The following is a 23127-nucleotide window of genomic DNA, read 5'->3' as shown; positions in this document are numbered from 1 at the left end:
GCAAGCCGTCTATCGGGAGTAACTAACATCCATGTTTTTTGACAAACTTCGAGCCGGTACTCAAGGCACCACCTCTAAGGTGGTCCTGGGATTAATCATTGTATCTTTTGCCCTGGCGGGGGTTGGCAGCTATGTAAGCCGGCCAGTGCCGGAAATCGCGGCTGTGGTCAATGGTGACGAAATCAGCCTGCAGACCCTGGAAAGCGCCTATCGCAACGAGCGTGCACGACTGGAAAACCAACTGGGTGCTCAGTTCAGCCAATTGTTAGGCGACCCCCAATATGTTGAGCAAATCCGCGGCTCGGTGCTGGAGCAGTTGATAGAGCAGCGGCTGATCGATCAAAAGGTGCAGGAGCTGGGTTTGCGCGCCAGCGATGAACAGGTTCGCAACGCCATTCGCAGCCTGCCTGAGTTTCAGCAAGACGGCGTGTTCGACAATGAGCGCTATTTGCAGTTGCTGGCCCGCAGTGGCCTTAGCGCCGAGCAGTTACGCGACAGCGTACGCCAGGATCTGAGCCGGCAAATGCTGATGAATACGGTATTGGGCTCCAGCTTTACCTTGGAGCAGGAAGCCAGCTGGCTGGATCGTCTGAGCCGTCAACAACGGGATGGCGAATATGTGCGTCTGCCCCTGAGCGCCTTTATCGAGCAGGTTGACCCCTCTGAGGCCGAGATTGAAGCCTACTATCAGCAAAACCCCGGCCAGTTCCAGCGCCCCGAGCAGGTCAAGATCAACTACCTGATGCTGGATGCCTCTGCCTTTTCGGTCGATGATATCGATGAGCAGGAGATCCGGGACTATTATCAGGCCAACCTGGCCAGCTATACCCAGCCCGAGCAGCGCAGGGTCGCCCATATCATGGTGAACAAGGGGGCCGAGGCGGCGGACAAAATCAAGGCCATCGCCGAGCGCTTGCAGGCTGGTGAATCCTTTAGCGAGCTGGCTAAAACCGAGTCGGATGACGTGTTTTCCGGTGCCAAGGGCGGTGAGCTGGAGTGGATGACGCCGGGCACCATGGATCCGGCGTTTGACAATGCCGCTTTTGCCCTGGCCAAGGTCGGCGATGTCTCCGGGATAGTGGAAAGCGAGTTTGGCCTGCACCTGATCAGCCTGCTGGATGTTCGTCCCGCAGCGAGCAAGTCACTGGATGAGGTCGGCGCCGACATCGCCAGGCGACTGGCCCAGGACAAGGCCTCTGATGCCTTCTATGCCCGGGAGCAGAGACTGGCCGAGCTGGCTTTCGAATTCCCTGACTCGCTGGATATGGCGGCCCAGGAACTGGGCCTGGAGATAGTATCAACCGACTATTTCTCGGCGCTGGATGCCCCGGCCGCCATCAAGGATCCCCGGCTGATACAGGAAGCCTTCGGCGAGCGTTTGAGAGAGCAGGGCGGCAATTCCGAGCTGATTTCCCTGGGTCAGAACAAGGCGGCCGTCATCCATGTGACCGACCGGCGTCCGGCTGCGGTACGTGAGCTGGCCGAGGTGCGTGAGCAGGTAAGGAACCGGGTGGCGGCAAGCCAGGCTGATCAGCTGACCCAGGAAGCGGCCAACGCCTTGCAACAGTCCTGGTCTGCGGGGCAGCAGGCTCCGTTGCTGGCGCAATATCAGGTTGAGTCCAGCACGCTGACTGCGGTTACCCGCGACGATAGCGAGCTGGAGCCGGGCTTGTTGAATGCCCTGTTCGCCATGGCGACCCCGGCAGCAGAGCCCAGCCTGAGTATAGTTGTGCTCTCTAATGGTGATCGGGTAGTGATCCGACTCAACAAGGTGACCACGCCGGAGACCGCTTCCGAGAATGTCGAGCAAATCCGCCAGGGCCAGAGCAGTCTGCTTGCCGATCGCGAATACCGCAGCTTGCTTCAGGCCCTCAAGGCCGGCGCCGACATCGACTACCGGCAGTTGCCAGAAACCGATAACTTCTGAACAAAGGCGCTACGGCGCCTTTTTTATCGTCAAATGGCGCTCTGTCAGCGCCAAGGATAGGATAAACAATCCGCCTAAACGGCCTTGAAATGTTGCATCTCTGTTTTCAATTTGATAATAAAGTGTGCCCCGAGGGCGTAATGCCGGTCCGTTAACGGGATGGGCTGGTTTCAAGCCGACCTTTTGCGCCAGGGTCGAAAAATGCGCCTGCATTTTCGATATTTCCGCCATCCATGGCGGTCAGATGGCGCAGGAGTCCCTAAGGATGGGTTTGCGGCGTGTCGATGGGAAGCCAGTTCATCCCGTTTCACGCTTAATGGACGAGCATTACTTCAGGTGGTGGCAGGTTTTATCCTCGGGCATCTTCCGCTATGATGCCCATCTCGGGTAAAGTGTTATAAGCCGATAAACTAACAGCAGTCGGAGAAATCTTTTGATTAACGTATTCCTGGTTGATGACCATGAGTTAGTGCGCACAGGGATCCGACGCATACTGGAAGATGTCAAAGGGATGAAGGTGGTTGGCGAGGCCAAAAGCGGTGAAGATGCCGTGCAATGGTGCCGCGAGCAACACCCGGATGTCATCCTGATGGACATGAATATGCCGGGCATTGGCGGCTTGGAGGCTACCCGCAAGATCTTGCGTTTCAACCCGGATGTGAAAATTATCGTATTGACCATACATACCGAAAATCCGTTTCCGACCAAAGTGATGCAGGCCGGCGCGGCCGGTTACCTGACCAAGGGGGCGGGACCGGAGGAGATGATCAATGCGATCAGGCTGGTAAACAGCGGGCAGCGCTATATTTCCCCGGAAATCGCCCAGCGTATGGCCCTGAGCCAGTTTTCCAATGAAGAAAACCCGTTCAAGCAGCTCTCTGAACGCGAGCTGCAGATCATGCTGATGATCACCAAGGGCCAGCGCGTGACCGATATTTCGGAGCAGCTGAACCTGAGCCCGAAGACGGTCAACAGTTATCGTTATCGCCTGTTCAGCAAACTCAACATCAACGGCGATGTCGAGCTTACCCATCTTGCCATCCGCTACGGCATGCTGGACTCAGAAAAAATATAGCGGCGATGAGCCAGTCTTTTGATGCAAAAGCCTTTCTCAAGGTCGTGACTGAACAACCCGGCGTTTATCGTATGTACGACAACGCCGGGGTTGTTATCTATGTCGGCAAGGCCAAAAACCTCAAAAAGCGACTGTCCTCCTATTTTCGTACCCAGGTCAGCGGAGAAAAGACGCGGGCGCTGGTACGCCAGATCTGCGATGTACAGGTGACGGTGACCCATACCGAAACCGAAGCGCTTATCCTCGAACACAACCTGATCAAGCAGTATCTGCCCAGATACAATGTGCTGTTGCGGGATGACAAGTCTTATCCCTATGTCATTATCACCGAGCATCCTCATCCCCGTATCGGCATTCATCGTGGCCCGCGCAAGGCCAAGGGGGAGTACTTCGGGCCTTACCCCAACGGTGCCGCGGTGCGTGAAAGCCTGCACCTGATGCAAAAGCTGTTTCCGGTGCGTCAGTGCGAAGACGGTTATTATGCCAACCGCTCCCGGCCGTGCCTGATGTACCAGCTCAAGCGGTGTGCCGGACCCTGTGTCAAGGGGCTGGTCAGCGAGCAGGAGTACCGTCACCAGGTGATGCTGGCCCGGCTGTTCCTGCAGGGTAAGAACCAGCAGGTATTGCAGGATCTGGCCGACAGCATGGAACAGGCCAGCCAGGAGCTGCGCTTCGAGGACGCGGCCCGTTTCCGGGATCAGCTGCAGGCGCTGCGGCGGGTGCAGGAGCAGCAATCGGTCAGCGGCAACCTGCAGGGCGATCGGGATGTGGTGGGGCTGGCCTGCGAGCGTAGCCTGGCCTGCGTGCACGTGCTCTTTATCCGCCAAGGCAAGGTACTGGGCAGCCGCAGTTACTTCCCCAAGGTGCCGCCAGATACGGACGCGCAGGAGGTGCTGCAGAGCTTCCTGCTACAGTTCTATCTATCCGACGCCGGCGGGCGCCAGGCGCCAGGGGAGATATTGCTCGATCGCAGCCTGGATGACGAAGCGGTGCTGAGCGATACCCTGAGCCAGCATCAGGGGCGCAAGGTGCGCTGCCGCAGCCGGACCCGGGCCGAGCGGGCCCGCTTTATCAAGCTGGCCCGCACCAATGCCGAAACGGCCTTGGCCAGCCGGCTGGCCCATAAAAGCACCTTCAGGCAGCGCCTGAGCCAGCTGGAGGAGACTCTGGACCTAGGCCCCATCTTGCGCATGGAGTGCTTTGATATCTCCCATACCATGGGTGAGAAGACGGTAGCCTCCTGCGTGGTGTTCAACGGCGAGGGGCCCCAGAAGAGCGAATATCGCCGCTATAACATCGCCGACATTACCCCGGGTGATGATTACGCCGCCATGGAGCAGGCCCTGAGCCGGCGTTTCCATCAGGCTGATCCTGACAAGCTGCCTGATGTGTTGTTTATCGACGGCGGCCTGGGCCAGTTGGCCAGGGCCGAAATGGTCATAGCCGAACAACTGGCGGGGCAGCCAAAACAGCCGCTGCTGGTGGGCGTAGCCAAAGGTGTGACCCGCAAGCCGGGGCTGGAAACCCTGATCATGGGCGGCAGCCATGAAGAACGGCATTTACCGGCCGATATGCCGGCACTACACTTAATACAGCATATTCGGGACGAGTCCCACCGTTTTGCCATCACCGGTCACCGGGCCCAGAGAGGGAAGGTGCGTAACACCAGTACCCTGGAAGTGATCCCGGGGGTCGGTCCCAAGCGGCGTCAGGCCTTGCTCAAATATCTGGGGGGCCTGCAAGAAGTCAATCGGGCAAGTGTCGATGAATTAGCCAAGGTCCCGGGGATCAGCCGCGAGATGGCAGAAAAAATACATGATGCATTGCATCACTGAGTTCCATCATGCACCATGTGGCGGCATGATCCTATGGTTTGATAACAATGATAAATATTCCAAACTCACTGACGTATTTCCGTATTCTGTTAATTCCCGTCTTTATTGTTCTGTTCTACCTGCCGTTTGAATGGTCCTATTTTTGGGCGGCGCTGGTATTTACCATTGCAGCGATAACGGACTGGTTTGACGGTTTCCTGGCACGTCAGCTGGATCAAACCACACAATTCGGCGCCTTCCTGGATCCGGTTGCCGATAAAGTGATGGTGGCTGCGGCTTTGGTGCTGATCACCGAAGACTACAGCAGCATACTGGTGACGGTGCCGGCGATGATCATGATCGCCCGGGAAATTATCATTTCCGCCTTGCGTGAATGGATGGCGGAAATCGGCAAGCGTTCTCGGGTAGCGGTGAGCTGGATAGGCAAATGGAAAGCGACCATACAGATGCTGGCGCTGATCGGTCTTATCTGGCAGCAGAGCATCTATATGATCTGGGGAAGTTATCTGCTGCTCTATGTGGCCACTGGCCTGACCCTGGTTTCGGCCTATGATTACCTACGGGCCGCCTGGTCGGATCTGACCAGCGAAGGCTGACTTTTGTCGATCAAACAAGCATTTGCGCATAAAAAATGTGCGAACGGGCCAAAAGACTAATATTACAGTTGACTGCCGGGCTCTGCCGATTAGAATGCTTGCCATCTGGAAGCAATTCTTCATGGCGCGTTAGCAAAGCGGTTATGCAGCGGATTGCAAATCCGTTTAGTCCGGTTCGACTCCGGAACGCGCCTCCAGATCACTTCAGGTCTGCCCGGATGGTGAAATCGGTAGACACAAGGGATTTAAAATCCCTCGCTGGTAACAGCGTGCCGGTTCAAGTCCGGCTCCGGGCACCATTCAAAATAAATGAGCTGATTTAATATCCCTTCGTTATTTGCTGGCTACCTAGATCATTACCCGGCACAACACGGCTTTATTTTCCGGTTCTTTTTATCCCCATTCCCTTATTTCCGTTTATGCTTGTTCATCTTGCGGACTATGCCATGTCCGATAAGGGCTGCCTGGCAGGTACCCGAACACGTCGTAATATGACTGGGTGTTTCCGAAAGGCGCGAAGGTGGGGAGGGAAAGTCGCGCCTGCGGACATTTCACCTGTTGCCTTCTATGGGGCCGCGTTATCGGGGCTAACATAAAGACGGCCGTGGTGGGCCGTCTGAGGATGGTTTTGAGGCACAATTCAGATGTTTTCTGGTACCTTGAAGATACGGTGGAAGGCTTCTGCATGAGCATCATGTGCCTGCTGCTTGTGACGGAAGGCTTTCACCACATCTTCCCGTTTGCACTTACCCGCCCTGAGCGACTGGACCTTTTGATCGTAATGGTCGCTGGCTTCTCGCAGTTTTTTTCTTTTGTCCTGCAGTTCATCCCAGGTCTCGGTAGCTAAATCCACGAACTCTGTCATCTTGTTTCTCCTTCGATGCCGGGACCTTGAAGTTTAGTACAAAAACCAGGGTGGGACAGGGAGTCATCTTTTGTCGGCGATTCAAAATTCTTCTTTACCTTAAGTCCTTCTTTGTTTTATGGTCTTTTCCCAAGATTAAAATCATTAAGATTCAATGGCCATCACACAGATAATAACAACCCTTGCCCGCCCTGATTGTTTTATCGCATCCACAGCTCCCATCGTTAGCCCCATTTCCCCATGATTGTTTCTTTTATCGAGCAAGCCGTGCTGCTGTTGGCCTTGTGTTGGCTGCTGACCTATAACGTCAGGCTATGGGGCGGCCGGCCATGGGCCAGGCGGCTGGCTTCCGGGCTCTTATACGGCGCCATGACCGGTGTGTGTATGTGGAACTCTTATGCTGTCGCCCCGGGTGTACTCCTGGATGCACGCGATGTGGTGCTGGCCATGGCCGGGTTATTTGGAGGGCCGGTGGCCGGTGTCTTGGCTGGGCTGGTGGCGGTGGCTTATCGCTGGTGGCTGGGAGGCGTTGGGGCACCATCGGGCATACTCCTCATGGCCTGGGCCACCGGGTTGGGGATTGGGCTGCGTTGTATCATAGGGCATGGCTGGCTGAAGCTGAATATCCGCTCATTGTTGTTGTTGAGCCTGCTGCTCTTTGCCGGTGAACGCCTGTCATATTTGCTGCTGCCTACGGAAATCTGGCTGCAGGCGCAGTCTGTTTTTATGCCCATGATGTCGATGCTGGTACCGCTGACGGTGCTGCTGGGGCTGGTGTTGCAGGATGCCCAGAACCGCAGTCAAACAGAGCAGACGTTGTATACCAGTGAAGCGCGCCTGCGGGCCATTACCGGTGCCATTCCTGATCAGCTGCTGGTCATCGATGAAGAGGGCTACTACCTGGAGGTGGCTTCCGCTCCACCGGCTTCCCGGCCCGATGCGCCGGTTCGTCATCGGGGACAGCGACTGCAGGATCTGTTGTCACCGGCCGAAGCCGAGCGGGTGATAGTGTTTATCCGTGACACCCTGGCCAGAAACAGCTCCCATTCCATCGTTTATCGGCTGGATAGCTCCGAAGGCTGCAAGGTATACGAGGGCCATGCCCAGGCACTCCATGGGTTGCCCAAGGGGCAGGCGGCGGTGGTGATGATAGTGCGCGATATCACCGAGCGGGTGAAGGCCGAGACCGAGCTGCGGGTGGCGGCGGCGGCCTTTGAGAGTTCTCAGGGCATGCTGATCACTGATGCGAATAATCGCATCTTGCGGGTGAACCGGCAGTTTACCGACATCACCGGCTATACACCCGCCGAGGTGATGGGTTCAACGCCTAACATGCTCAGTTCGGGTCGGCATACTCCCGAGTTTTATCGGCATATGTGGTACTGCATTCAAGATACCGGCAACTGGCAGGGTGAAATCTATAACAAGCGGAAGTCGGGTGAAGTCTATCCCCAGTGGCTGTCTATTAGCTCGGTAAACAACAAACTGGGCCAGGTGAGTCATTATGTGGCGGCGATCAGCGATATCAGCCAGCGCAAGGCGGATGAGCAACAGATCAATAGGCTGGCATTTTATGATGTGCTTACCGGCCTGGCCAATCGTCGTCTGCTGGAAGAGCGGCTGAAACAGGCTTATGTGCTGAGCAGCCGTCATCGCCGGCCGGGGGCGTTGATCTTTATTGATTTAGATAATTTCAAGGATATCAATGATCTGTGGGGACACAGTGCCGGGGATCAAATCTTGTTGCAGGTCGCCCAGCGATTGAACAAGGCGATAAGAGAAACCGACACTGTGGCCCGCCTGGGGGGCGATGAATTCGCCGTTTTACTGACCGATTGGCCGCATCAGCCCGGCGAAGCGTTGGACCAGCTCAAGCAGATGGCCGAGCGCCTGTTGGATGCCTTGCTACAACCTTATTCATTCGAGCAGCACAGTCTGCACCGCAGTGCCAGCCTGGGACTGGTGTTGTTTGACAATGACCAACAGCCGTTGGATGAGTTGCTACACCAGGCCGAGCTGGCCATGTACCAGGCCAAGGCGGAGGGCAAGAGACGCTTATGTTTTTTCGACACCGAGATGCAGGCGTCGGTTACCCGACGTTTGCAGTTGGAAAAAGATATTATCCGCGGCCTGGAGCGGGGGGAGTTCGTCATCTATCTTCAGGCGCAGCTGGGGGAACATCAAGGATTGATCGGTGCCGAAGCCCTGGTGCGCTGGCAACATCCCGAGCGGGGGGTACTGGCGCCGGGCGCCTTTATCGAGGCGGCGGAGTCGGCCGGCCTGATGGGACGGATAGACAGCGGGGTATTGCGGCTGGCCTGCGAGCAACTGGCGGCTTGGTCAAGACAGCCTGAGCTGGCAGGGCTGACGCTGTCGGTGAATCTCAGTGCCGCGGAGCTGTATCGAGCCGGTTTTGTCGAGGAAGTGCAGGACGTGCTGGCACAAACCGGCGCCAACCCGGCGCGACTGAAGCTGGAGTTGACCGAGTCCATGCTGCTGAGCGATATGCCGATCGCCATCGCCCGGATGAGGGCGCTGAAAGACAGGGGCGTGCGTTTCGCGGTTGATGACTTCGGCACTGGTTATTCATCCCTGCTCTATTTGCAGCAGCTGCCGTTGGATCAACTGAAGATTGATCAGTCGTTCGTGCGGGCCTTGCCGGACGATAACAACAGCTTGGAGATCGTCCGCACCATCATAGCACTGGCCCGGTCCCTGAGGATGGAAGTCATTGCGGAAGGGGTGGAAACCCAGGCCCAGCGGCAGACCCTGCTGGCCAGCGGTTGTCATTTGTATCAGGGATACCTGTTTGCCCGGCCCGAGCCGGCCCAGGTGCTGGAGCGGATGCTCAGCCCCGCTCACGGCCAGCCGGCATCCGTTTTTGCCCTGGAAAAATAACAGGACGCTTCACCTCGACATCGGCAGGAGATGAGTGGCCGTCGCGACGGGCCAAGATTTTTAACCTGGCAGATTCCAACCAAAGCCAAGCCGGGCTATCATTCCAGTAACTCGTCTTTTTGGCTTTTTATTATCTATGCGTCTGTTTTTTGGTGTGTCTGCCGCCACTGTGCTTTTTGCTGGTTTACTCAGTCCGGCTGCGGCCGAGCGCCTCTCCTCCGACTATGACTACTACAATGCCATCGATCGGGTGGTGGCCTCCTATGGTCCGTCGGCCGAGGTGCGCATGAAGCCTTATTTTATGGGCTCCGGCGTCACCTATCCGCCCCTGGAAGCTGTGCTGCTGGCGACCAAGGAAGAAAAGTCGCTGGAGTTGTGGGGCCGAAATGCCGGCGGCGATTTTAAGTTTATCCGCAGCTATCCCATTCGCAAAACCAGCGGAGGGCCCGGGCCCAAGTTGCGGGAAGGGGACAAACAGATCCCCGAAGGCATCTACAAGATCACCGATCTGAATCCCCGCAGCCAGTTTCATTTATCCATGAAGCTGAATTACCCGAATAGCTACGATCTTATGCGGGCCGCAAAAGAAGGTCGCAGCCAGCCCGGTTCCAATATTTTTATTCACGGCAAGGCCGAGTCGGTCGGCTGTCTAGCCGTTGGCGATCTGGCCATCGAAGAGCTGTTTGTACTGGTCAATACCATAGGCATGGAACAGGTATCAGTGGTGATAGCACCGCATGATCCCCGCAGCAAGCCGATGGATGGCATTGCCCCCGAGTTGCCCTGGTGGGCGCCCGAGCTGTACGCCCAGATCAAGCAGGAGTTTGCCCGCTTTCCTAAGAACGATATTTAATCTGCTTAATCACTATTCCTAATACTGCTGCATCGACCGGGCAGCGTACACAGACACGCCATGCACTCGTCCCTGAGGGCTCAGTTGCGTCACTGACCGCCATGGATGGCGGAAATGCCTGAATAGCATGAGCATTTTCCGGCCCTGGCACAGAGGGTCTGCTTAGCGATACCCAGCTGTCGTCTCTGGTGACCGATTATTTGGAACAGTTATTTAGGGTTTGAGTCCAAGCGATTTCAGCTTGGCGTAGAGGGTGGTACGGCTCAGCTTAAGCCTGCGGGCGGCGGCACTGACGTTGCTGTTACATTCCGTCAGCGCCTGCGCTAGCAATCGCTCACCCAGAGTTTTTAAATTCCTGGCGACCGGTACCGGCACGTCGAAGGCCGGCAATTCGGGTAAATGGGCGGGGCTTAGCTGGCCTTCCTCGGCCACCTCCAGCATCTGTGTCAATTGGCGGATATTGCCCGGCCAACCGCAATTGCGGAGTACCTTCATGGCGGCGTCATCCAGGGTACTTGTCCTGCTCCCCTGCTGTTCGGCCAGCAGCGCCATTACCAGTTGTTTGATGACATCACGGCTGTATTCCCGCAGCGGCGGCAACGTCAGGGAAAAGCCATTGATCCGGAAGTACAGATCCTGGCGGAAACGGCCTTCACTGACCATGGTGGTCAGCTCTTGGTGGCTGTCGGCGTTCAGTTGAAAGTCCACCGGCTCCGGGATATGGCTGCCGAACGGGGTGATCAACGTGGTCAACGGCCTGGGTAAAGAGGCGGGGGAGGCGATCCTGCGCCATCCAGGCATCGCCAAGCTGGCCTTTACCGACTCTACCCCGGTTGGGTAGCATGTGCTGAAGGCTGCGGCCGAACGGCTGATCCTCTCCACCGTGAAGCTGGGCGGTAAGTCCCCAATATCTTCTTTGAAGACCTGTTGCGCTATGAGCCGGAGTTTGTCGGCAAGTGCATCGAAGACATGCTGCTGGGCGGCCAGGCCAACCGGATCGGCGGGCTGGAAAACGGCTTCTATATTCAGCCGACCATCTTCCAGGGCGATAACAGGATGCGGGTATTCCAGGAGGAAATATTCGGTTCGGCGGTGGGGGTCACCCACTTCAAGGACGAAGCCGAGGCCTTGGCCATCGCCAACGACACCGAGTTTGGCCTGGGCGCCGGGTCTGGCCCCGGGATGTGAACCGTGCCTATCGCATGGCACGGGGCATTCAGGCCGGGCGTATCTGGATGAACTGTTACCACGCCTACCCAGCCCATGCGGCCTTCGGGGGACTAAAATCGAGGAGCTGCCGTGAAACCCACAAGATGATGCTGGATCACTACTAGCTGACCAAGAGCCTGCTGGTGAGCTACGACAGCAATCCGCTCGGTTTATTCTGAACGTCGTGTGCGCCGCCGGCAGGCGGCGCCCAAATTTTCATTTGCTAAGAGTATGGTTTTCGCCATGCCCTTATCGTCCCCGGCAAGCCGCGGATTACGCCGGCCAGTTATGCTGACCGGCATACGGCATCAGTGTGCCGATAGTGTTTTGTCAGTGCCCGAGGATCTGGCTCAGGAACAGCTTGGTACGCTCGGACTGCGGGTGATGGAAGAAGGTCTCGGGATCGTTTTCTTCGATGACCTGCCCTTCGTCCATAAAGATCACCCGGTCCGCCACCGTGCGAGCGAAGCCCATCTCGTGGGTCACGCACAGCATGGTCATGCCTTCTTCCGCCAGCTCGATCATGACATCCAGCACCTCCTTGATCATCTCCGGATCCAGCGCCGAGGTGGGCTCGTCGAACAACATGATCTCCGGGTTCATGCACAGGCTGCGGGCGATGGCCACCCTTTGCTGCTGGCCGCCGGACAGCTGGCCCGGGTATTTCCTGGCCTGCTCCTGGATCTTGACCCGGGTCAGCAGCTTCATGGCGATCTCTTCCGCCTCCTTGCGCGGTGTCTTGCGTACCCAGATCAGCGCCAGGGTGCAGTTTTCCAGTACGGTCAGGTGAGGGAACAGGTTGAAGTGCTGAAACACCATGCCCACTTCCCGGCGTATGGTCTCGATGTTCTTGACGTCATTGGTCAAGGGGGTGCCGCGGATGATGATATCGCCCTGCTGATGTTCCTCCAGCCGGTTGAGGCAGCGGATCAGGGTCGACTTGCCCGAGCCGGAAGGGCCGCAGATGACGATACGTTCCCCCTTGGTGACCGTCAGGTCGATATCGCGCAACACATGGAAGTCGCCGTACCACTTGTTGACCTTGTGCATGGCGACCATGGTTTCGTGTTTTTCTTGCTCCATTACTTCACTCCTGATGCCATTTATTTATCCCTGGCGCGAAGGGCTGCTTATTCGGCTCCTGACCATTCTCAGAAAGGTAGCGGTATTAACCCCGTTTACTCAGCGTTTCTTATGCCCGGTATAGAGTTTATGTTCCAGGTGCTGGCTGTATTTGGACATGCCGAAACAGAATACCCAGAACACCAGTCCGGCAAACACATAGCCTTCGGTGGAATAGCCCAGCCAGTTGGGGTCGGACAAGCCGGCCTGTACTATTGCCAGCAGATCGAACAGGCCGATGATCAACACCAGGCTGGTGTCCTTGAACAGGGCGATAAAGGTATTCACTATCCCCGGGATCATCATTTTCATCGCCTGGGGTAAGACGATCAGCCCCATCATCTTCCAGTAATTCAGGCCGAGCGCTTCGGCCGCCTCGTATTGGCCCTTGGGAATGGCCTGCAGGCCGCCGCGGACCACCTCGGCCATATAGGCGGATTGGAAGAAAATGATGCCGATCATGGCCCGGACCAGCTTGTCCAGGGTCAGTTCCTCGGGCACGAACAGGGGCAGCATCACCGACGACATAAACAGCACGGTGATCAGCGGTACCCCACGCCAGAACTCGATAAACACCACCGACAGGCTGCGCACGATCGGCATATGGGAGCGACGTCCCAATGCCAGTATGGTACCGAACGGCAGTGCCGCGACAATGCCCACCACCGCCAGGATCAGCGTCAGGGTCAGGCCGCCCCACTGATGGGTCGACACTATGCTCAGGCCGAAGTAACCGCCGTAAAGCAGCATAAAGGCGATAAAGGGGAATACCAGCACCACGAAGGGGGCGACCCAGCTCTTTGCCGGTGCATTGGGCCAGGCCAGCCAGGCCAGCTGCCCGACGAACAGCACAAAGGTCAGGTTGATGCGCCACAGCTCTGAGCTGGGGTAAAAGCCATAGGTAAACTGCTGCAAGCGGTTGGCAACAAACACCCAGCAGGCCCCGCCGCTGGTGCAGGCGGTGCGGTCGGCGCCACTCCAGTCCGCCTTGAGCAGGGCCCAGTCGATGACGGGGACCAGCAGCAGATACAGGATATAGAGTCCGGCCAGGGTGACCAGGCTGTTGACAGGGCCGGAGAACAGGTTGGCGCGCAGCCAGCCGACCAGTCCGGTACTGGCGAGTGGCGCTTCCCGCGCCGGAGTCAGTGTGTCCTTGAACATCTTATCTCTCCACCAGGGCCATACGGGCATTAAACCAGTTCATAAACCAGGATACCGACAAGCTGATGGTCAGGTAGACCAGCATGGTAATGGCGATCACCTCTATCGCCTGGCCGGTCTGGTTGAGGGTGGTGCCGGCAAACACCGAGACCAGATCCGGATAACCGATGGCGGTGGCCAGGGAGGAGTTCTTTGTCAGGTTCAGATACTGGCTGGTCAACGGGGGGATAATTACCCGCATCGCCTGAGGTATCACCACCAGCCGCAGGGTCAGGCTGTCTTTAATGCCTAAGGCATGGGCCGCTTCGGTCTGGCCATGAGACACGGCCTGGATGCCCGAGCGCACGATTTCGGCGATAAAGGCGGCGGTGTAGATGCTCAGCGACAGCCAGAGTGCCAGAAACTCCGGGATCACCGCCATGCCGCCACGGAAGTTAAAGCCCCTGAGTTCGGGGTAATTCCATTCCAGCGGCCGGCCCAGGGCAAAAAAGACCAGCAGCGGCAGGCCGGCTATCAGCAGCAGGGACAGCCAGTAGGCCGGGAATCGCTGACCGGTAGCTTGCTGGCGGCGATGATTAAAACGTACCAGCCAGACCGAGACCGCGATGGCGACGGTCAGCGCTAGCCAGATAAAATGAAAACCCGCGCCGGGGATGGGTTCGGGTAGATACAGACCGCGCACATTTAAGAATAAAGTGTCGTTGATATTCAGACTGTCCCTTGGCCCGGGCAGGGTACGCAGGACGGCGAAATACCAGAAAAACATCTGCAGCAGCAGGGGGATATTGCGGAATACTTCCACATAGGCGGAGGCGAATTTGGCGATCAGCCAGTTCGGTGACAGGCGTGCCACCCCCAGGATAAAGCCCAATATGGTGGCGAAGATAATGCCGAAGAAAGACACCAGCAGGGTGTTGAGCAGGCCGACCACAAAGGTGCGGCCATAGGTGTCGGTTTCACTGTAGGGGATCAGCGACTGGGCGATGGCGAAGCCGGAGGTATCGTTCAAGAAACCAAAGCCGGTGGTGATGCCCCGGGTAGACAGGTTGTTCAGGGTATTGTCGACGATAATCCAGATACACCAGGCCACCAGGGCCAGCAGTATCAGCTGGAATATCAGCGCCCGCTTGGCCGGATCACGCCAGAAGCGGACTTGATGAGCATTCGGGGTTGAGGACATAGGCCGCAATCCTCGCAATCGGGGATAAGGAGGGGACTGTGCCGGGCACAGTCCCCGGGAGGTTAACGGACGGGAGGTGCGTACTGTAGACCGCCTTCGGTCCACAGCGCGTTCAGGCCCCGTTCAATCTTCAGGGGGGAGTCCTGGCCCACGTTGGCCGCGAACACTTCACCATAGTTGCCTACCTGTTTGATGATGCGGTAGGCCCAGTCCTTGTCCAGCCCCATGCCCTTGCCGAAATCGGCATCATTGCCCAGCAGGCGACGGATGTCCGGGTTGTCCGACTTGAGCATGTCATCGACATTGGCCTTGGTAATGCCCAGCTCCTCGGCGTTGACCATGGCGAAATGGGTCCATTTGACCACGTTGAACCATTGGTCGTCGCCCTGGCGCACCACCGGTCCCAGGGGTTCCTTGGAGATCACTTCCGGCAGCGCCATGGCATCGTCGGGGTTGGACAGTTTGGTGCGCAGTGCGTAAAGCTGGGACAGATCCGAGGTCAGTACGTCACAGCGGCCGGCTTCCAGGCCTTGTACCGTTTGGTCCGAGGTATCGAACACCACAGCCGTGTAGCCGATGTCATTCTTGCGGAAATAGTCGGCTACGTTCAGCTCGGTGGTCGTGCCCGCCTGGATACAGATGGCGGCACCATCCAGCTCCTTGGCGCTGGTGACGCCCAGTTTCTTGCTGATCAGGAAGCCCTGGCCGTCATAATAGTTGACGCCGGTGAAGTTCACGCCCAGATCCGTATCGCGGCTGGAGGTCCAGGTGGTATTACGCGACAGCACATCGATTTCGCCGGATTGCAGGGCGGTGAGACGCTCTTTGGCATTGAGGGGAATAAACTGAACCTTGTCGGGGTCGTTAAAGACTGCGGCGGAAACGGCCCGGCACAGATCCACATCCAGCCCCCGCCATACACCCTTATCATCCGGGTTAGAGAAGCCGGCCAGGCCGCTGTTGACACCGCACTTGAGCTCTCCCCGCTCCTTTATGGTATCCAGGGTGGCGGCTTGAACCTGTTGGGCCAAGCCTAATGCCAGGGCAGTGGCGATAAAGAGGGAGGTTTTTCCTGTTCTTGTCATACGTCACTTCCTTTTGTAAATCTCGGTCGTTTTATTCTATTAAGGCATATGAACCTCCGATGCCCCACTAGAGTATTAGCATAAGCCAGGGGCTAAGGTGTTAAAATATCGTAAAGTTTTGAGAGAGATCGTAAAACGGCGGCAAGGAAGAGGTGGACTCAAACAATTACCATGATCGGAGCGAATTCAGCCCGTGGCGATTGACTCCCCCTGGTGAGGGGCACGCCTGTCACTGATAAAGCAGTGGCTGGCTTGTCTGCGTTTGGCCTGTTGTTTGGCGTGACTGGTCAGGCTGGCCACATCCTCGTGACAGTGGCAGTTGCGGCTATCCGGATGGACCACGCCGATGGCCATGCCCAGCAGCGGATAAAAAATCTGCTCGCCGCTGCGGGAGTTGGCGACAATTCCCTTTCTCAGTTGATCCTCTGCCGAGTAGAACCCGGCGATCCCCGCCTCGAAACGCTGGATGATAGTGTCGCACAGCACCGGCCAGTCGCACCGACCATCCAGGACGGCAACGAAGTCATCGCCTCCCACATGGCCGAGAAACTGGCCGTCGCCGACCAGCACTTCCTGCAACAACCGGGCAACCCATTGGATGACCTTGTCGCCCTGGGCATAGCCGTAGACATCGTTATAGGGTTTAAAGTTGTTGAGGTCGAAATAGGCAACATAAAAATCCCGTTGTTGCTGCAGGGCCTCATCGATTTCCCGGTAGATGGGCACATTGCCCGGCAACAGGGTCAGCGGATTAGCATAGCGGGCATGGAGCAGGCGCAGTTCGGTCATGGTGCGCAGTAGGCCGCGCACCGAGGCCAAGCCGTAATAACGCCCCTGGCGGCTGATAATAAAGTGCCTGTGGTCCGAGATCTCATCATCATCGGTGATCAGGTTGCTGACGCGTTCCAGCGGGCTTTGCCAGTCGACCACCAGCGGCCGGGCATCCATCGCATGTTTGATACACTTGTTGGCATACAGGGCCCGGCCATAGGAGCCGGAATACAGCTCCATGATCTTCTCCCTGCGTACCAGGCCGACCGGTATGCCTCGATCGAGCACCGGCAGTGAATGCAGCTGGCCGTTGGCGAGCAGGGTGTCAAACACCCGGTGAACCGGGGTATTGATGTCGACGGTGTGGCCGGGGCGGGCCAGCAAGGCGATGGTTTCTTTATGGTGGCGAAGCGGGAGCGATTGATCGGATACGGGTAGCCGCGGCGGTGCGGCGAGGGGAGTCATCTGGGGTCGGCCCAAGTAGTAACCCTGGCAATAATGGATGCCCATGTCCTGCAGTTGCCGCAGCTCGTCACCGGTTTCGATGCCTTCGGCAATCACCCGGGACTGCATGCCCCTGGCCAGGGTGATGATGCTTTGTACAAACTCCCGTTTGATAGGATCTCCGTCGATATGCTCGATAAAATACCTATCGATCTTCACGAAGTCGGGCTTTACTTCAGACCAGAGTTTCAGGCCCGAATAGCCGGCGCCCAGATCGTCGATGGCGATCAGGAAGCCGCCTTCCCGATAGCGGTGCACGGCCTGCTTGAGATCTTCCGGATTCTGGATCGGGTATTGCTCGGACAGCTCGATCACGATTTTTTCGGCGGGAATACCCAGTTCCCGGGCCAGGCGCAGGGTACAACCCCGGGGGTGCTGCTTGTCCAGCAGCACATTGGGATTGACGTTGAGGAACAGGTAGCCTTCCATTTCCATCTGGCTGTAGGCCTGCATGGCCGCTTCGCGGCAGGTCAGATCCAGTTCCGACAACATGCCGACCCGTTTGGCTTCTCCGAACAGATCATAGGGGAATTCCAGGGCATGACCGGCGGGGCCACGTATTAACGCCTCATGACCGATCAGCCCCCCTTGTCGGGTATCCACGATCGGCTGGAACAGGGGGCGCAGACCTCCTTGGGCGATTAATGCAGTGAGAGAATCGGTCAAACAGGTTAGCACCGTCATAAGTCACCATTCATAACAAGATGGCGGGAGTCTATTGCCGTAATATGAACAAGTTGTGACAGTAGGGATGCTTATAGCTCCCAATTGAGGCAGGACCAGTTGCGTCCGCGGGCGATGTGGGCCAGGTGCTCGCCCGGGTTGATGGCGAACGGGGTGTCGACAAACTCCAGCAACGGCAGATCATTGAGCGAGTCGCTGTAGCCGTAGCTGTGGGACGGACTCAATGCCTGCCGTTCTAGCCACTCCTGCAGCCGGACCAGCTTGCCTTCCTGGTAGCTGAACACGCCGCGGGTACGGCCGTTATAGACGCCATCGCAACAGTCGAGCATGATGCCGATGGCGTGCCGTACCCCCAGGGCCAGGGCTATGGGTTTGACCAGATGTTCTCCGGTGGCGGAGATAATCACGATTTCGTGGCCCTGGGACCGGTGCCAGGCCAGCCGGGCACGGGCGTCCGGGTAGACCAGCGGCAGTATGTCCTGACGGATAAACTCCTCGACCAGGGGCGAGAGATCCTGCAGCTGCCAGTGACGGATGGGGGCCAGGGTCAGCGCCATATAGGCGTCCATATCCATGCGCCCCTGGTAATAGGCGGTCATCAGGGTGCGTTCCTGCTCGAGTATGCCGACCGGAGCCAGCTTGCGCCGCACCAGAAACTCTAGCCAGAGGCTGGCGGTGTCGCCGGCAATCAGGGTTTCATCCAGATCAAAAATAGCCAGTTTCATCAGGCAACTTCCTTCAGTTCGGTGCTGTTAAATACCAGTTCCAGCGAGCTGCCGATCGCCAACAGGGCGTCGGCTCCCCGGTTGAGCCGATCCACCGTTAGCAGGCAGCCGGCGGCCTGGACATGATAACGGATCACATTTCCCAGCAGCTGGTGGCCGGCGATCCGGGCCGGCACCGCTGGCGTCATGGCGGGGCCATAGTCCCGGCCGGGTTCGCGGATATAGATGGACTCGGGACGGATGGCCAGCTTGCCGCAGATCTTGAGTCCCAACAATTGGCGGGCCTGCTCGGCGGTGAGCAGATTATAGTTGCCCATAAAGCTGGCGACAAAACCGCTGGCGGGCCGGGTGTAGACCGCCTTGGCGGTATCGGCCTGGATTATTTTCCCCTGGTTCATCACGAAGATGCGATCCGACAGGGTTAGCGCTTCTTCCTGATCATGGGTGACGAAGACGGTGGTCAGGTTCAGCTGCTGCTGAATGGCCCGGATCTACTCGCGCAGGTGCTTGCGGATGGGGGCATCGAGGGCGGAGAGGGGCTCATCCAGCAGCAGGATGCGCGGGTGCACCACCAGGGCTCGGGCCAGGGCGACCCGTTGTCGCTGGCCACCGGACAACTTGGCCGGATAAAAATGCTCCCGGCCGTTCAGGCCGACCAACTCAACCACCTCGGCGACCCGCCGGCTGATGTCTTGCCGGCTGCACTTTTGCATGATCAGGCCGAAGGCGATATTGCCGGCCACCGTCAGGTTGGGGAACAGGGCATAGCTTTGAAACACCATGCCGATGCCCCGTTTCTGGGGGGGAAGGTAGGTGATGTCCTCCCCGGATACCCGTATCTGCCCCCGATCCGGGGTGATCAGTCCCGCCAGGCTGCGCAGCAGGGTGGACTTGCCGCAGCCCGAAGGACCGAGCAGGATGATGAATTCCCCCTGGCGGACATCAAAACGGATGTCTTTGAACACCGGGGTGTCGGGAAGGATTTGGTCAGGTTGGCGACTTCCAGATAATGCATCAGGTGCTCCGGGTTTGCTGGCGCAGGGCGAACCAGGTCGCCACGCCGATAAAGAGGAAATAGGACATCACCATGGCGCTGGTAAGGTGGCCACTGTTGGTGCGTTGGCTGTACACCACCGCCGCCCGGGGCGAGGCGGCCCGGGCGCTCAGCCTGGCCGAAGGCAGCCCGGTGTTGGCGGTGACCCGCATCAACTATGATCGGGAGTTCTGGCGCCATGATGCGGTGCGCATCCTCATTGACAGTCACGTGCAGGGCGTCGGCCATCCCTGATCCCGCTCAGGGCCGGGGCGCATCCGGACCCTGGGCCAGTCCGCCTAGCAACAGTACCGCCAGCGACTGCTGGCTGCGGAACAGGTTGCTCTGATAGCCTTCCCGGGTCAGGTAGAGATGTCCGTCCGCACCCAGGGCGACCCCCTCGAATTGCCCTCCTTCGGCGAGGGTGAAATGCCGGCCTTGCCACTCGATGATGCGCCCGTCCCGCACCGGGTACAGCCACAGGTAAGCCCGTCGAACCAGCCAGTTACGGCCATAGCCCAGCACTATCAGGGTCTGGCTGCCCGCATCATAGTCGGCGGCCGTGACCAGCATCCGGGTATCCAGCCGTTGTTGTTCGGTCAGCGGGGTGGGCGGAGCGCCCGGATCCAGCTTATAGAGGGCGGTCTGCTCATCCAGCCAGCGTTTGGTCAACAGCCAAAGCTCGCCGTCCACCCAGGTCAGGGCTTCGGCATCAAAGTTGTGCCGATGTTGGGGGGGCATGAAATTGGTCTGCTCGGCATAGCGTACCGGAATTTCCTGCACGGCCCGGGCAGCTTGCGATGCCATGCTCAGCCGATAGATCACCAGATCCCGGCGGTAGCCGCCATTGTTGCCGATATCGGCCAGATAAAGGGTATCGCCGGCAATGGTGATGTCTTCCCAGTCGCGATTGCGCGCGCCGGCCAGCGGCCAGATCTCCCGGATCTGACCGGCCGCATCCAGCATAAACAATTCCACCCCGTTGCCGCTGTCGTTGTGGCTGATAAAACCGTCCTGCCAGGCGACCAGTCCGGATGTTTCCGACAGGCGATCCGGGAAGTCGGCGACCGGGGTCAGGGCCAGCCGCGGGCTGTCAGCAGACGCACAGCCAATCAGCAAGGAAAAACCTAAGAACAGAAGAATCAAGCGTATCATGTATCCTGTCATGGGGTTGCAATGGTGTGGTATTGAAATCAGCTACTTGTATTACAAACAGTCTTGTTATTTCTACCGCTTTTAGCAATAAAACAAGCACGGTCCCCCTGTCTTTTAGCGATGCTGTGCGGTGTATGGACATGTGTGCAAGGACTGCTCGGTATCGGCAATGAATGCCGGTTGCCGGCAACCCCTAAGGCACCAGGCGGCGGGTGGACAGATGTTTGACCCCTTCGAGCACCAGCAGCATCACCGCCAGCCAGATGGGGAGATAGGTGAGCCACTCGCTGGCTCCGATGCTCTCGCCCAGCAGCAGGGCAACACCTACCAGCAGCACCGGCTCCACATAACCCAGCAGGCCGAACAGGCTAAAGGCCAGCAGCCGGCTGGCCAGGGTATAACAGATCAAGGCCATGGCACTGAGCGCGCCCAGCAGCAGGATCAGCGGATACAGGGCCGGGCGGCTTTCAAGTATAGCCAGCGGCGAGCCTGTCGCGACAAACCAGCCGGCGGCGGGCAGCAGCAGCGCCATATCGAACCAGAGTCCGCCGAGATTGTGGGTGCCGAGCCGGCGGCGCAACATGAAATAGAGGGGGTAGCCGAAGGCGACCAGCAGGGTCTCCCAGGAGAAACCGCCCACCCGATACAGTTCATGAGCGACGCCGAGGGCGGCACAGACGACCGCCAGTTTTTGCAGGCGCGACAATCGATCCCGGTAAAACAGCCCGCCGGCCAGCACGATAACCAGTGGCATCAGAAAATATCCCAGGGAAACCTGCATGGCCCGGCCGACCAGCGGCGCCCACATAAACAGCCAGAGTTGAACGCCCAGTAAAAACGCTGATGCCAGCAATCCTGCCACTAACGCCGGGCTGTGCAGCAGCCGGCGTCCCAGGTTGCTGGCGGCGGTCCAGTCACCACTGACGATCATAAACAGGGTCAGGCAGGGAAAGGTCAACAGCAGGCGCCAGCCAAATACCTGTTCCCCGTCGAGAGGGAAAAGCAGGCTGCTGTAATAGTACAAGAGTGCAAACAGTAGGGAGGAAAGGACCGACAAGAACAAACCTCTGGACAAGCTGGCCTCCTGATTCAATAGGGTTGAAAGGTAGGCGCCAGTATATGGCCTGAGCCCGATGAAATGTATCGTGATAAAGGGATACTTTTATCATATATGGCTAAATTTGAGCCGATAATGCAGATGAATGGTCTGCTTTAGTCCGGTAAGTGGGTCGGTTTCTGCCAATGTGGCGGGGGCTCGTTGCCGGGCAAGAGGGTTATGGTGTTAACGCAGCCAGTCCGGCAATTCCCTGAGCAGCGTTTCGCGCATGCGCCGAGTATGGCTGCCGTACCAGTAGATATGCCGGCAATGGGGGCAGCGGCGCACTTGGCCCGGCAGGCCCCGGGCCGTTTCCGGCACCAGTGTGGCCGCTTCTTCGGCGGTGGCTGCCCGCAGCGGCTGGTTGCACAGCAGGCAGCGGGTAAACAGCTCGGCCGGCGGGGAGAGGCGACAGGCACCGATCACCTCCCGCAGCTGTACCAGCGGTTTCTCGGCGGTGATCAGCAAGGGGTGGCGGGGGCGCAGGAAGTGCACCAGGTGCCGGTCCCGGGTGAGCAACACCCTGTGCTCGGCATCGGACAGCGCGACCAGTTCCTTGTCATCACCGGCCGGATCATAGAAGGTGTCGTAGCCCAGCACCCGCAGCCAGCGCGCGAGCCGGCCGAGCATGGCATCGGCGAGGAAGCGGGGAGCCGTATCAGGCTCGCTCATGACCGGCTAGCGGACGTGGGTATCTGTCGGTTTGATAGGCTGGAAGGTATGGAACAGGCACCAGTAGCAATAAATCGTAATACCCGCGGTGATAGTGCCCCAGAGCTGGGCACCGGACAGCCATTCGTACAGAGACCAGGCCAGGCAAAACAGGGTAACGGCAATACGCCGCCACAGGGGCTGGAAAAAAATCAGATCCTTCTCTTTCATGGCGATGGCTCCCTTGTTCACAATCAACGGCAGTTAATCACTATCTCATGCCATTGTCGAATATATGTTCCATTTATGTGATCTTTGAAAAGGAAACCAAGATGATCCCGCATAACCTATGGCAAGACATCCCCGCCACCCTGCCCGAAGAGCTAATCCTGACCCTCGCCGGCAATGATCGGGTGCGTATCGAACGTATCGTTTCCCGCGGCCATGGTTCGCCCGAGGGCTTCTGGTACGATCAACATGAGCATGAATTTGTGCTGTTGGTGCAGGGCGAGGCGGAGCTGGCCTTGCTGGAACCGGATGAGCAGATAAGGCTGAAAGCCGGCGATTACCTGCTGATCCCCGCCCGCCGCAAGCACAGGGTGGCCTGGACCCACCCGGAGCAGGATACCCTCTGGCTGGCGGTGTTTTACGCTACATAAGCGGCGGATGACGGCTTGGCCGCCATCATGGCCATGGCAGCGG

General features: G+C 58.1%; 21 protein-coding genes, 2 tRNA genes and 2 pseudogenes. 12 read left to right on the top strand and 13 right to left on the bottom strand.

Annotated features, from left to right (window positions below):
* Positions 1-31 precede the first annotated feature (31 nt).
* The 6 genes from ABD806_RS05630 (at position 32) to ABD806_RS05605 (ending at position 5732) form a co-directional block, all read left to right on the top strand.
* Positions 32-1927 carry a SurA N-terminal domain-containing protein gene (locus tag ABD806_RS05630; RefSeq protein WP_344955567.1) on the top strand — a complete coding sequence of 632 codons (1896 nt, stop codon included), beginning with the start codon at positions 32-34 and terminating at the stop codon, positions 1925-1927.
* 433 nt (positions 1928-2360) lie between these two features.
* Complete coding sequence (uvrY, locus tag ABD806_RS05625) at positions 2361-3002, top strand: UvrY/SirA/GacA family response regulator transcription factor (RefSeq protein WP_116472692.1); 642 nt, start codon at positions 2361-2363, stop codon at positions 3000-3002.
* A 5-nt stretch (positions 3003-3007) separates the two neighbouring features.
* Positions 3008-4837 (top strand): excinuclease ABC subunit UvrC, encoded by a 1830-nt coding sequence (uvrC, locus tag ABD806_RS05620; protein WP_344955564.1) that lies wholly within the window; start codon positions 3008-3010, stop codon positions 4835-4837.
* A 47-nt stretch (positions 4838-4884) separates the two neighbouring features.
* The gene (gene pgsA / locus ABD806_RS05615; RefSeq protein ID WP_344955561.1) at positions 4885-5433 is read left to right on the top strand and encodes a CDP-diacylglycerol--glycerol-3-phosphate 3-phosphatidyltransferase; all 549 of its coding nucleotides are present in this window, start codon (positions 4885-4887) and stop codon (positions 5431-5433) included.
* Positions 5434-5556: 123 nt separating this feature from the next.
* A tRNA-Cys gene (locus tag ABD806_RS05610) sits at positions 5557-5630 on the top strand.
* Positions 5631-5645: 15 nt separating this feature from the next.
* A tRNA-Leu gene (locus ABD806_RS05605) sits at positions 5646-5732 on the top strand.
* 341 nt (positions 5733-6073) lie between these two features.
* Here the strand turns inward: ABD806_RS05605 and ABD806_RS05600 are convergent.
* Positions 6074-6298: a hypothetical protein gene (locus ABD806_RS05600; RefSeq protein ID WP_344955559.1), complete on the bottom strand. Its 225-nt coding sequence runs from the start codon at positions 6296-6298 to the stop codon at positions 6074-6076.
* Positions 6299-6538: 240 nt separating this feature from the next.
* Here ABD806_RS05600 and ABD806_RS05595 point away from each other — a divergent pair, with 240 nt between their 5' ends.
* Together ABD806_RS05595 and ABD806_RS05590 are read left to right on the top strand one after the other, a co-directional pair.
* A complete protein-coding gene (locus ABD806_RS05595) occupies positions 6539-9196 on the top strand; it encodes an EAL domain-containing protein (RefSeq protein ID WP_344955556.1) in 2658 nt (885 codons plus the stop codon).
* Between the two features lie 136 nt (positions 9197-9332).
* A complete protein-coding gene (locus ABD806_RS05590; protein WP_344955554.1) occupies positions 9333-10049 on the top strand; it encodes a L,D-transpeptidase family protein in 717 nt (238 codons plus the stop codon).
* 213 nt (positions 10050-10262) lie between these two features.
* On the opposite strand, the gene ABD806_RS05585 is transcribed toward ABD806_RS05590, so the two are convergent.
* Entirely contained in the window at positions 10263-10793 is a 531-nt protein-coding gene (locus ABD806_RS05585) for an AAA-type ATPase lid domain-containing protein (protein WP_344955552.1), read from the bottom strand.
* A gap of 1 nt (position 10794) precedes the next feature.
* Between ABD806_RS05585 and ABD806_RS05580 the strand changes: the two genes are divergently transcribed.
* Both ABD806_RS05580 and ABD806_RS05575 read left to right on the top strand, forming a co-directional pair.
* The gene (locus tag ABD806_RS05580; protein ID WP_344955550.1) at positions 10795-10890 is read left to right on the top strand and encodes a hypothetical protein; all 96 of its coding nucleotides are present in this window, start codon (positions 10795-10797) and stop codon (positions 10888-10890) included.
* Between the two features lie 128 nt (positions 10891-11018).
* Positions 11019-11383 (top strand): annotated as a pseudogene (locus ABD806_RS05575) (aldehyde dehydrogenase family protein).
* 205 nt (positions 11384-11588) lie between these two features.
* Here the strand turns inward: ABD806_RS05575 and ABD806_RS05570 are convergent.
* From ABD806_RS05570 to ABD806_RS05540, 7 genes and pseudogenes are all read right to left on the bottom strand, one after another.
* Positions 11589-12341: an amino acid ABC transporter ATP-binding protein gene (locus ABD806_RS05570; protein WP_425583072.1), complete on the bottom strand. Its 753-nt coding sequence runs from the start codon at positions 12339-12341 to the stop codon at positions 11589-11591.
* A gap of 99 nt (positions 12342-12440) precedes the next feature.
* Positions 12441-13541, bottom strand: coding sequence for an amino acid ABC transporter permease (locus tag ABD806_RS05565; protein WP_344955547.1), 1101 nt, complete (start codon positions 13539-13541; stop codon positions 12441-12443).
* Position 13542: 1 nt separating this feature from the next.
* Positions 13543-14721: an amino acid ABC transporter permease gene (locus tag ABD806_RS05560; protein ID WP_344955545.1), complete on the bottom strand. Its 1179-nt coding sequence runs from the start codon at positions 14719-14721 to the stop codon at positions 13543-13545.
* A 62-nt stretch (positions 14722-14783) separates the two neighbouring features.
* Entirely contained in the window at positions 14784-15806 is a 1023-nt protein-coding gene (locus ABD806_RS05555; RefSeq protein WP_344955543.1) for an amino acid ABC transporter substrate-binding protein, read from the bottom strand.
* Between the two features lie 186 nt (positions 15807-15992).
* Complete coding sequence (locus tag ABD806_RS05550) at positions 15993-17747, bottom strand: bifunctional diguanylate cyclase/phosphodiesterase (protein ID WP_344955541.1); 1755 nt, start codon at positions 17745-17747, stop codon at positions 15993-15995.
* Positions 17748-17836: 89 nt separating this feature from the next.
* A complete protein-coding gene (locus ABD806_RS05545; protein ID WP_344955539.1) occupies positions 17837-18490 on the bottom strand; it encodes an HAD family hydrolase in 654 nt (217 codons plus the stop codon).
* Positions 18490-19505: pseudogene (locus ABD806_RS05540) on the bottom strand (ABC transporter ATP-binding protein). Before ABD806_RS05540 ends, ABD806_RS05545 begins: the two are co-directional and overlap by 1 nt.
* A 72-nt stretch (positions 19506-19577) precedes the next feature.
* Here ABD806_RS05540 and ABD806_RS05535 point away from each other — a divergent pair.
* A complete protein-coding gene (locus tag ABD806_RS05535) occupies positions 19578-19778 on the top strand; it encodes a hypothetical protein (RefSeq protein WP_344956486.1) in 201 nt (66 codons plus the stop codon).
* A 6-nt stretch (positions 19779-19784) separates the two neighbouring features.
* On the opposite strand, the gene ABD806_RS05530 is transcribed toward ABD806_RS05535, so the two are convergent.
* The 4 genes from ABD806_RS05530 to ABD806_RS05515 all read right to left on the bottom strand — a co-directional run bounded on the left by ABD806_RS05530 (position 19785) and on the right by ABD806_RS05515 (position 22656).
* Positions 19785-20678, bottom strand: a complete 894-nt coding sequence (locus ABD806_RS05530) for a hypothetical protein (protein WP_344955537.1) — start codon at positions 20676-20678, stop codon at positions 19785-19787.
* Positions 20679-20871: 193 nt separating this feature from the next.
* Positions 20872-21753: an EamA family transporter RarD gene (rarD, locus tag ABD806_RS05525; protein ID WP_344955535.1), complete on the bottom strand. Its 882-nt coding sequence runs from the start codon at positions 21751-21753 to the stop codon at positions 20872-20874.
* Positions 21754-21960: 207 nt separating this feature from the next.
* The gene (locus ABD806_RS05520; RefSeq protein WP_344955533.1) at positions 21961-22446 is read right to left on the bottom strand and encodes a Mut7-C RNAse domain-containing protein; all 486 of its coding nucleotides are present in this window, start codon (positions 22444-22446) and stop codon (positions 21961-21963) included.
* Between the two features lie 6 nt (positions 22447-22452).
* Positions 22453-22656, bottom strand: a complete 204-nt coding sequence (locus tag ABD806_RS05515) for a hypothetical protein (RefSeq protein WP_344955531.1) — start codon at positions 22654-22656, stop codon at positions 22453-22455.
* Positions 22657-22757: 101 nt separating this feature from the next.
* On the opposite strand from ABD806_RS05515, the gene ABD806_RS05510 reads away from it, so the two are divergent.
* Positions 22758-23084: a cupin domain-containing protein gene (locus ABD806_RS05510; RefSeq protein WP_344955529.1), complete on the top strand. Its 327-nt coding sequence runs from the start codon at positions 22758-22760 to the stop codon at positions 23082-23084.
* Positions 23085-23127 lie beyond the last annotated feature (43 nt).

The sequence above is a fragment of the Zobellella aerophila genome, assembly GCF_039539325.1.
GTDB classification, from domain to species: Bacteria; Pseudomonadota; Gammaproteobacteria; order Enterobacterales; family Aeromonadaceae; genus Oceanimonas; species Oceanimonas aerophila.
The sequence above is the reverse complement of the archived record's forward strand: the minus strand, read 5'-3'. Positions and strand labels throughout refer to the sequence as shown.

Excerpts from the sequence above, each read along its gene's own strand:
- ABD806_RS05630 (WP_344955567.1), top strand. The coding sequence starts at position 32 with ATGTTTTTTGACAAACTTCGAGCCGGTACTCAAGGCACCACCTCTAAG.
- uvrC (WP_344955564.1), top strand. The coding sequence starts at position 3,008 with ATGAGCCAGTCTTTTGATGCAAAAGCCTTTCTCAAGGTCGTGACTGAA.
- pgsA (WP_344955561.1), top strand. The coding sequence starts at position 4,885 with ATGATAAATATTCCAAACTCACTGACGTATTTCCGTATTCTGTTAATT.
- ABD806_RS05600 (WP_344955559.1), bottom strand. The coding sequence starts at position 6,298 with ATGACAGAGTTCGTGGATTTAGCTACCGAGACCTGGGATGAACTGCAG.
- ABD806_RS05595 (WP_344955556.1), top strand. The coding sequence starts at position 6,539 with ATGATTGTTTCTTTTATCGAGCAAGCCGTGCTGCTGTTGGCCTTGTGT.
- ABD806_RS05590 (WP_344955554.1), top strand. The coding sequence starts at position 9,333 with ATGCGTCTGTTTTTTGGTGTGTCTGCCGCCACTGTGCTTTTTGCTGGT.
- ABD806_RS05570 (WP_425583072.1), bottom strand. The coding sequence starts at position 12,341 with ATGGAGCAAGAAAAACACGAAACCATGGTCGCCATGCACAAGGTCAAC.
- ABD806_RS05565 (WP_344955547.1), bottom strand. The coding sequence starts at position 13,541 with ATGTTCAAGGACACACTGACTCCGGCGCGGGAAGCGCCACTCGCCAGT.
- ABD806_RS05560 (WP_344955545.1), bottom strand. The coding sequence starts at position 14,721 with ATGTCCTCAACCCCGAATGCTCATCAAGTCCGCTTCTGGCGTGATCCG.
- ABD806_RS05555 (WP_344955543.1), bottom strand. The coding sequence starts at position 15,806 with ATGACAAGAACAGGAAAAACCTCCCTCTTTATCGCCACTGCCCTGGCA.
- ABD806_RS05545 (WP_344955539.1), bottom strand. The coding sequence starts at position 18,490 with ATGAAACTGGCTATTTTTGATCTGGATGAAACCCTGATTGCCGGCGAC.
- ABD806_RS05535 (WP_344956486.1), top strand. The coding sequence starts at position 19,578 with ATGGCGCTGGTAAGGTGGCCACTGTTGGTGCGTTGGCTGTACACCACC.
- ABD806_RS05530 (WP_344955537.1), bottom strand. The coding sequence starts at position 20,678 with ATGATACGCTTGATTCTTCTGTTCTTAGGTTTTTCCTTGCTGATTGGC.
- ABD806_RS05520 (WP_344955533.1), bottom strand. The coding sequence starts at position 22,446 with ATGAGCGAGCCTGATACGGCTCCCCGCTTCCTCGCCGATGCCATGCTC.
- ABD806_RS05515 (WP_344955531.1), bottom strand. The coding sequence starts at position 22,656 with ATGAAAGAGAAGGATCTGATTTTTTTCCAGCCCCTGTGGCGGCGTATT.
- ABD806_RS05510 (WP_344955529.1), top strand. The coding sequence starts at position 22,758 with ATGATCCCGCATAACCTATGGCAAGACATCCCCGCCACCCTGCCCGAA.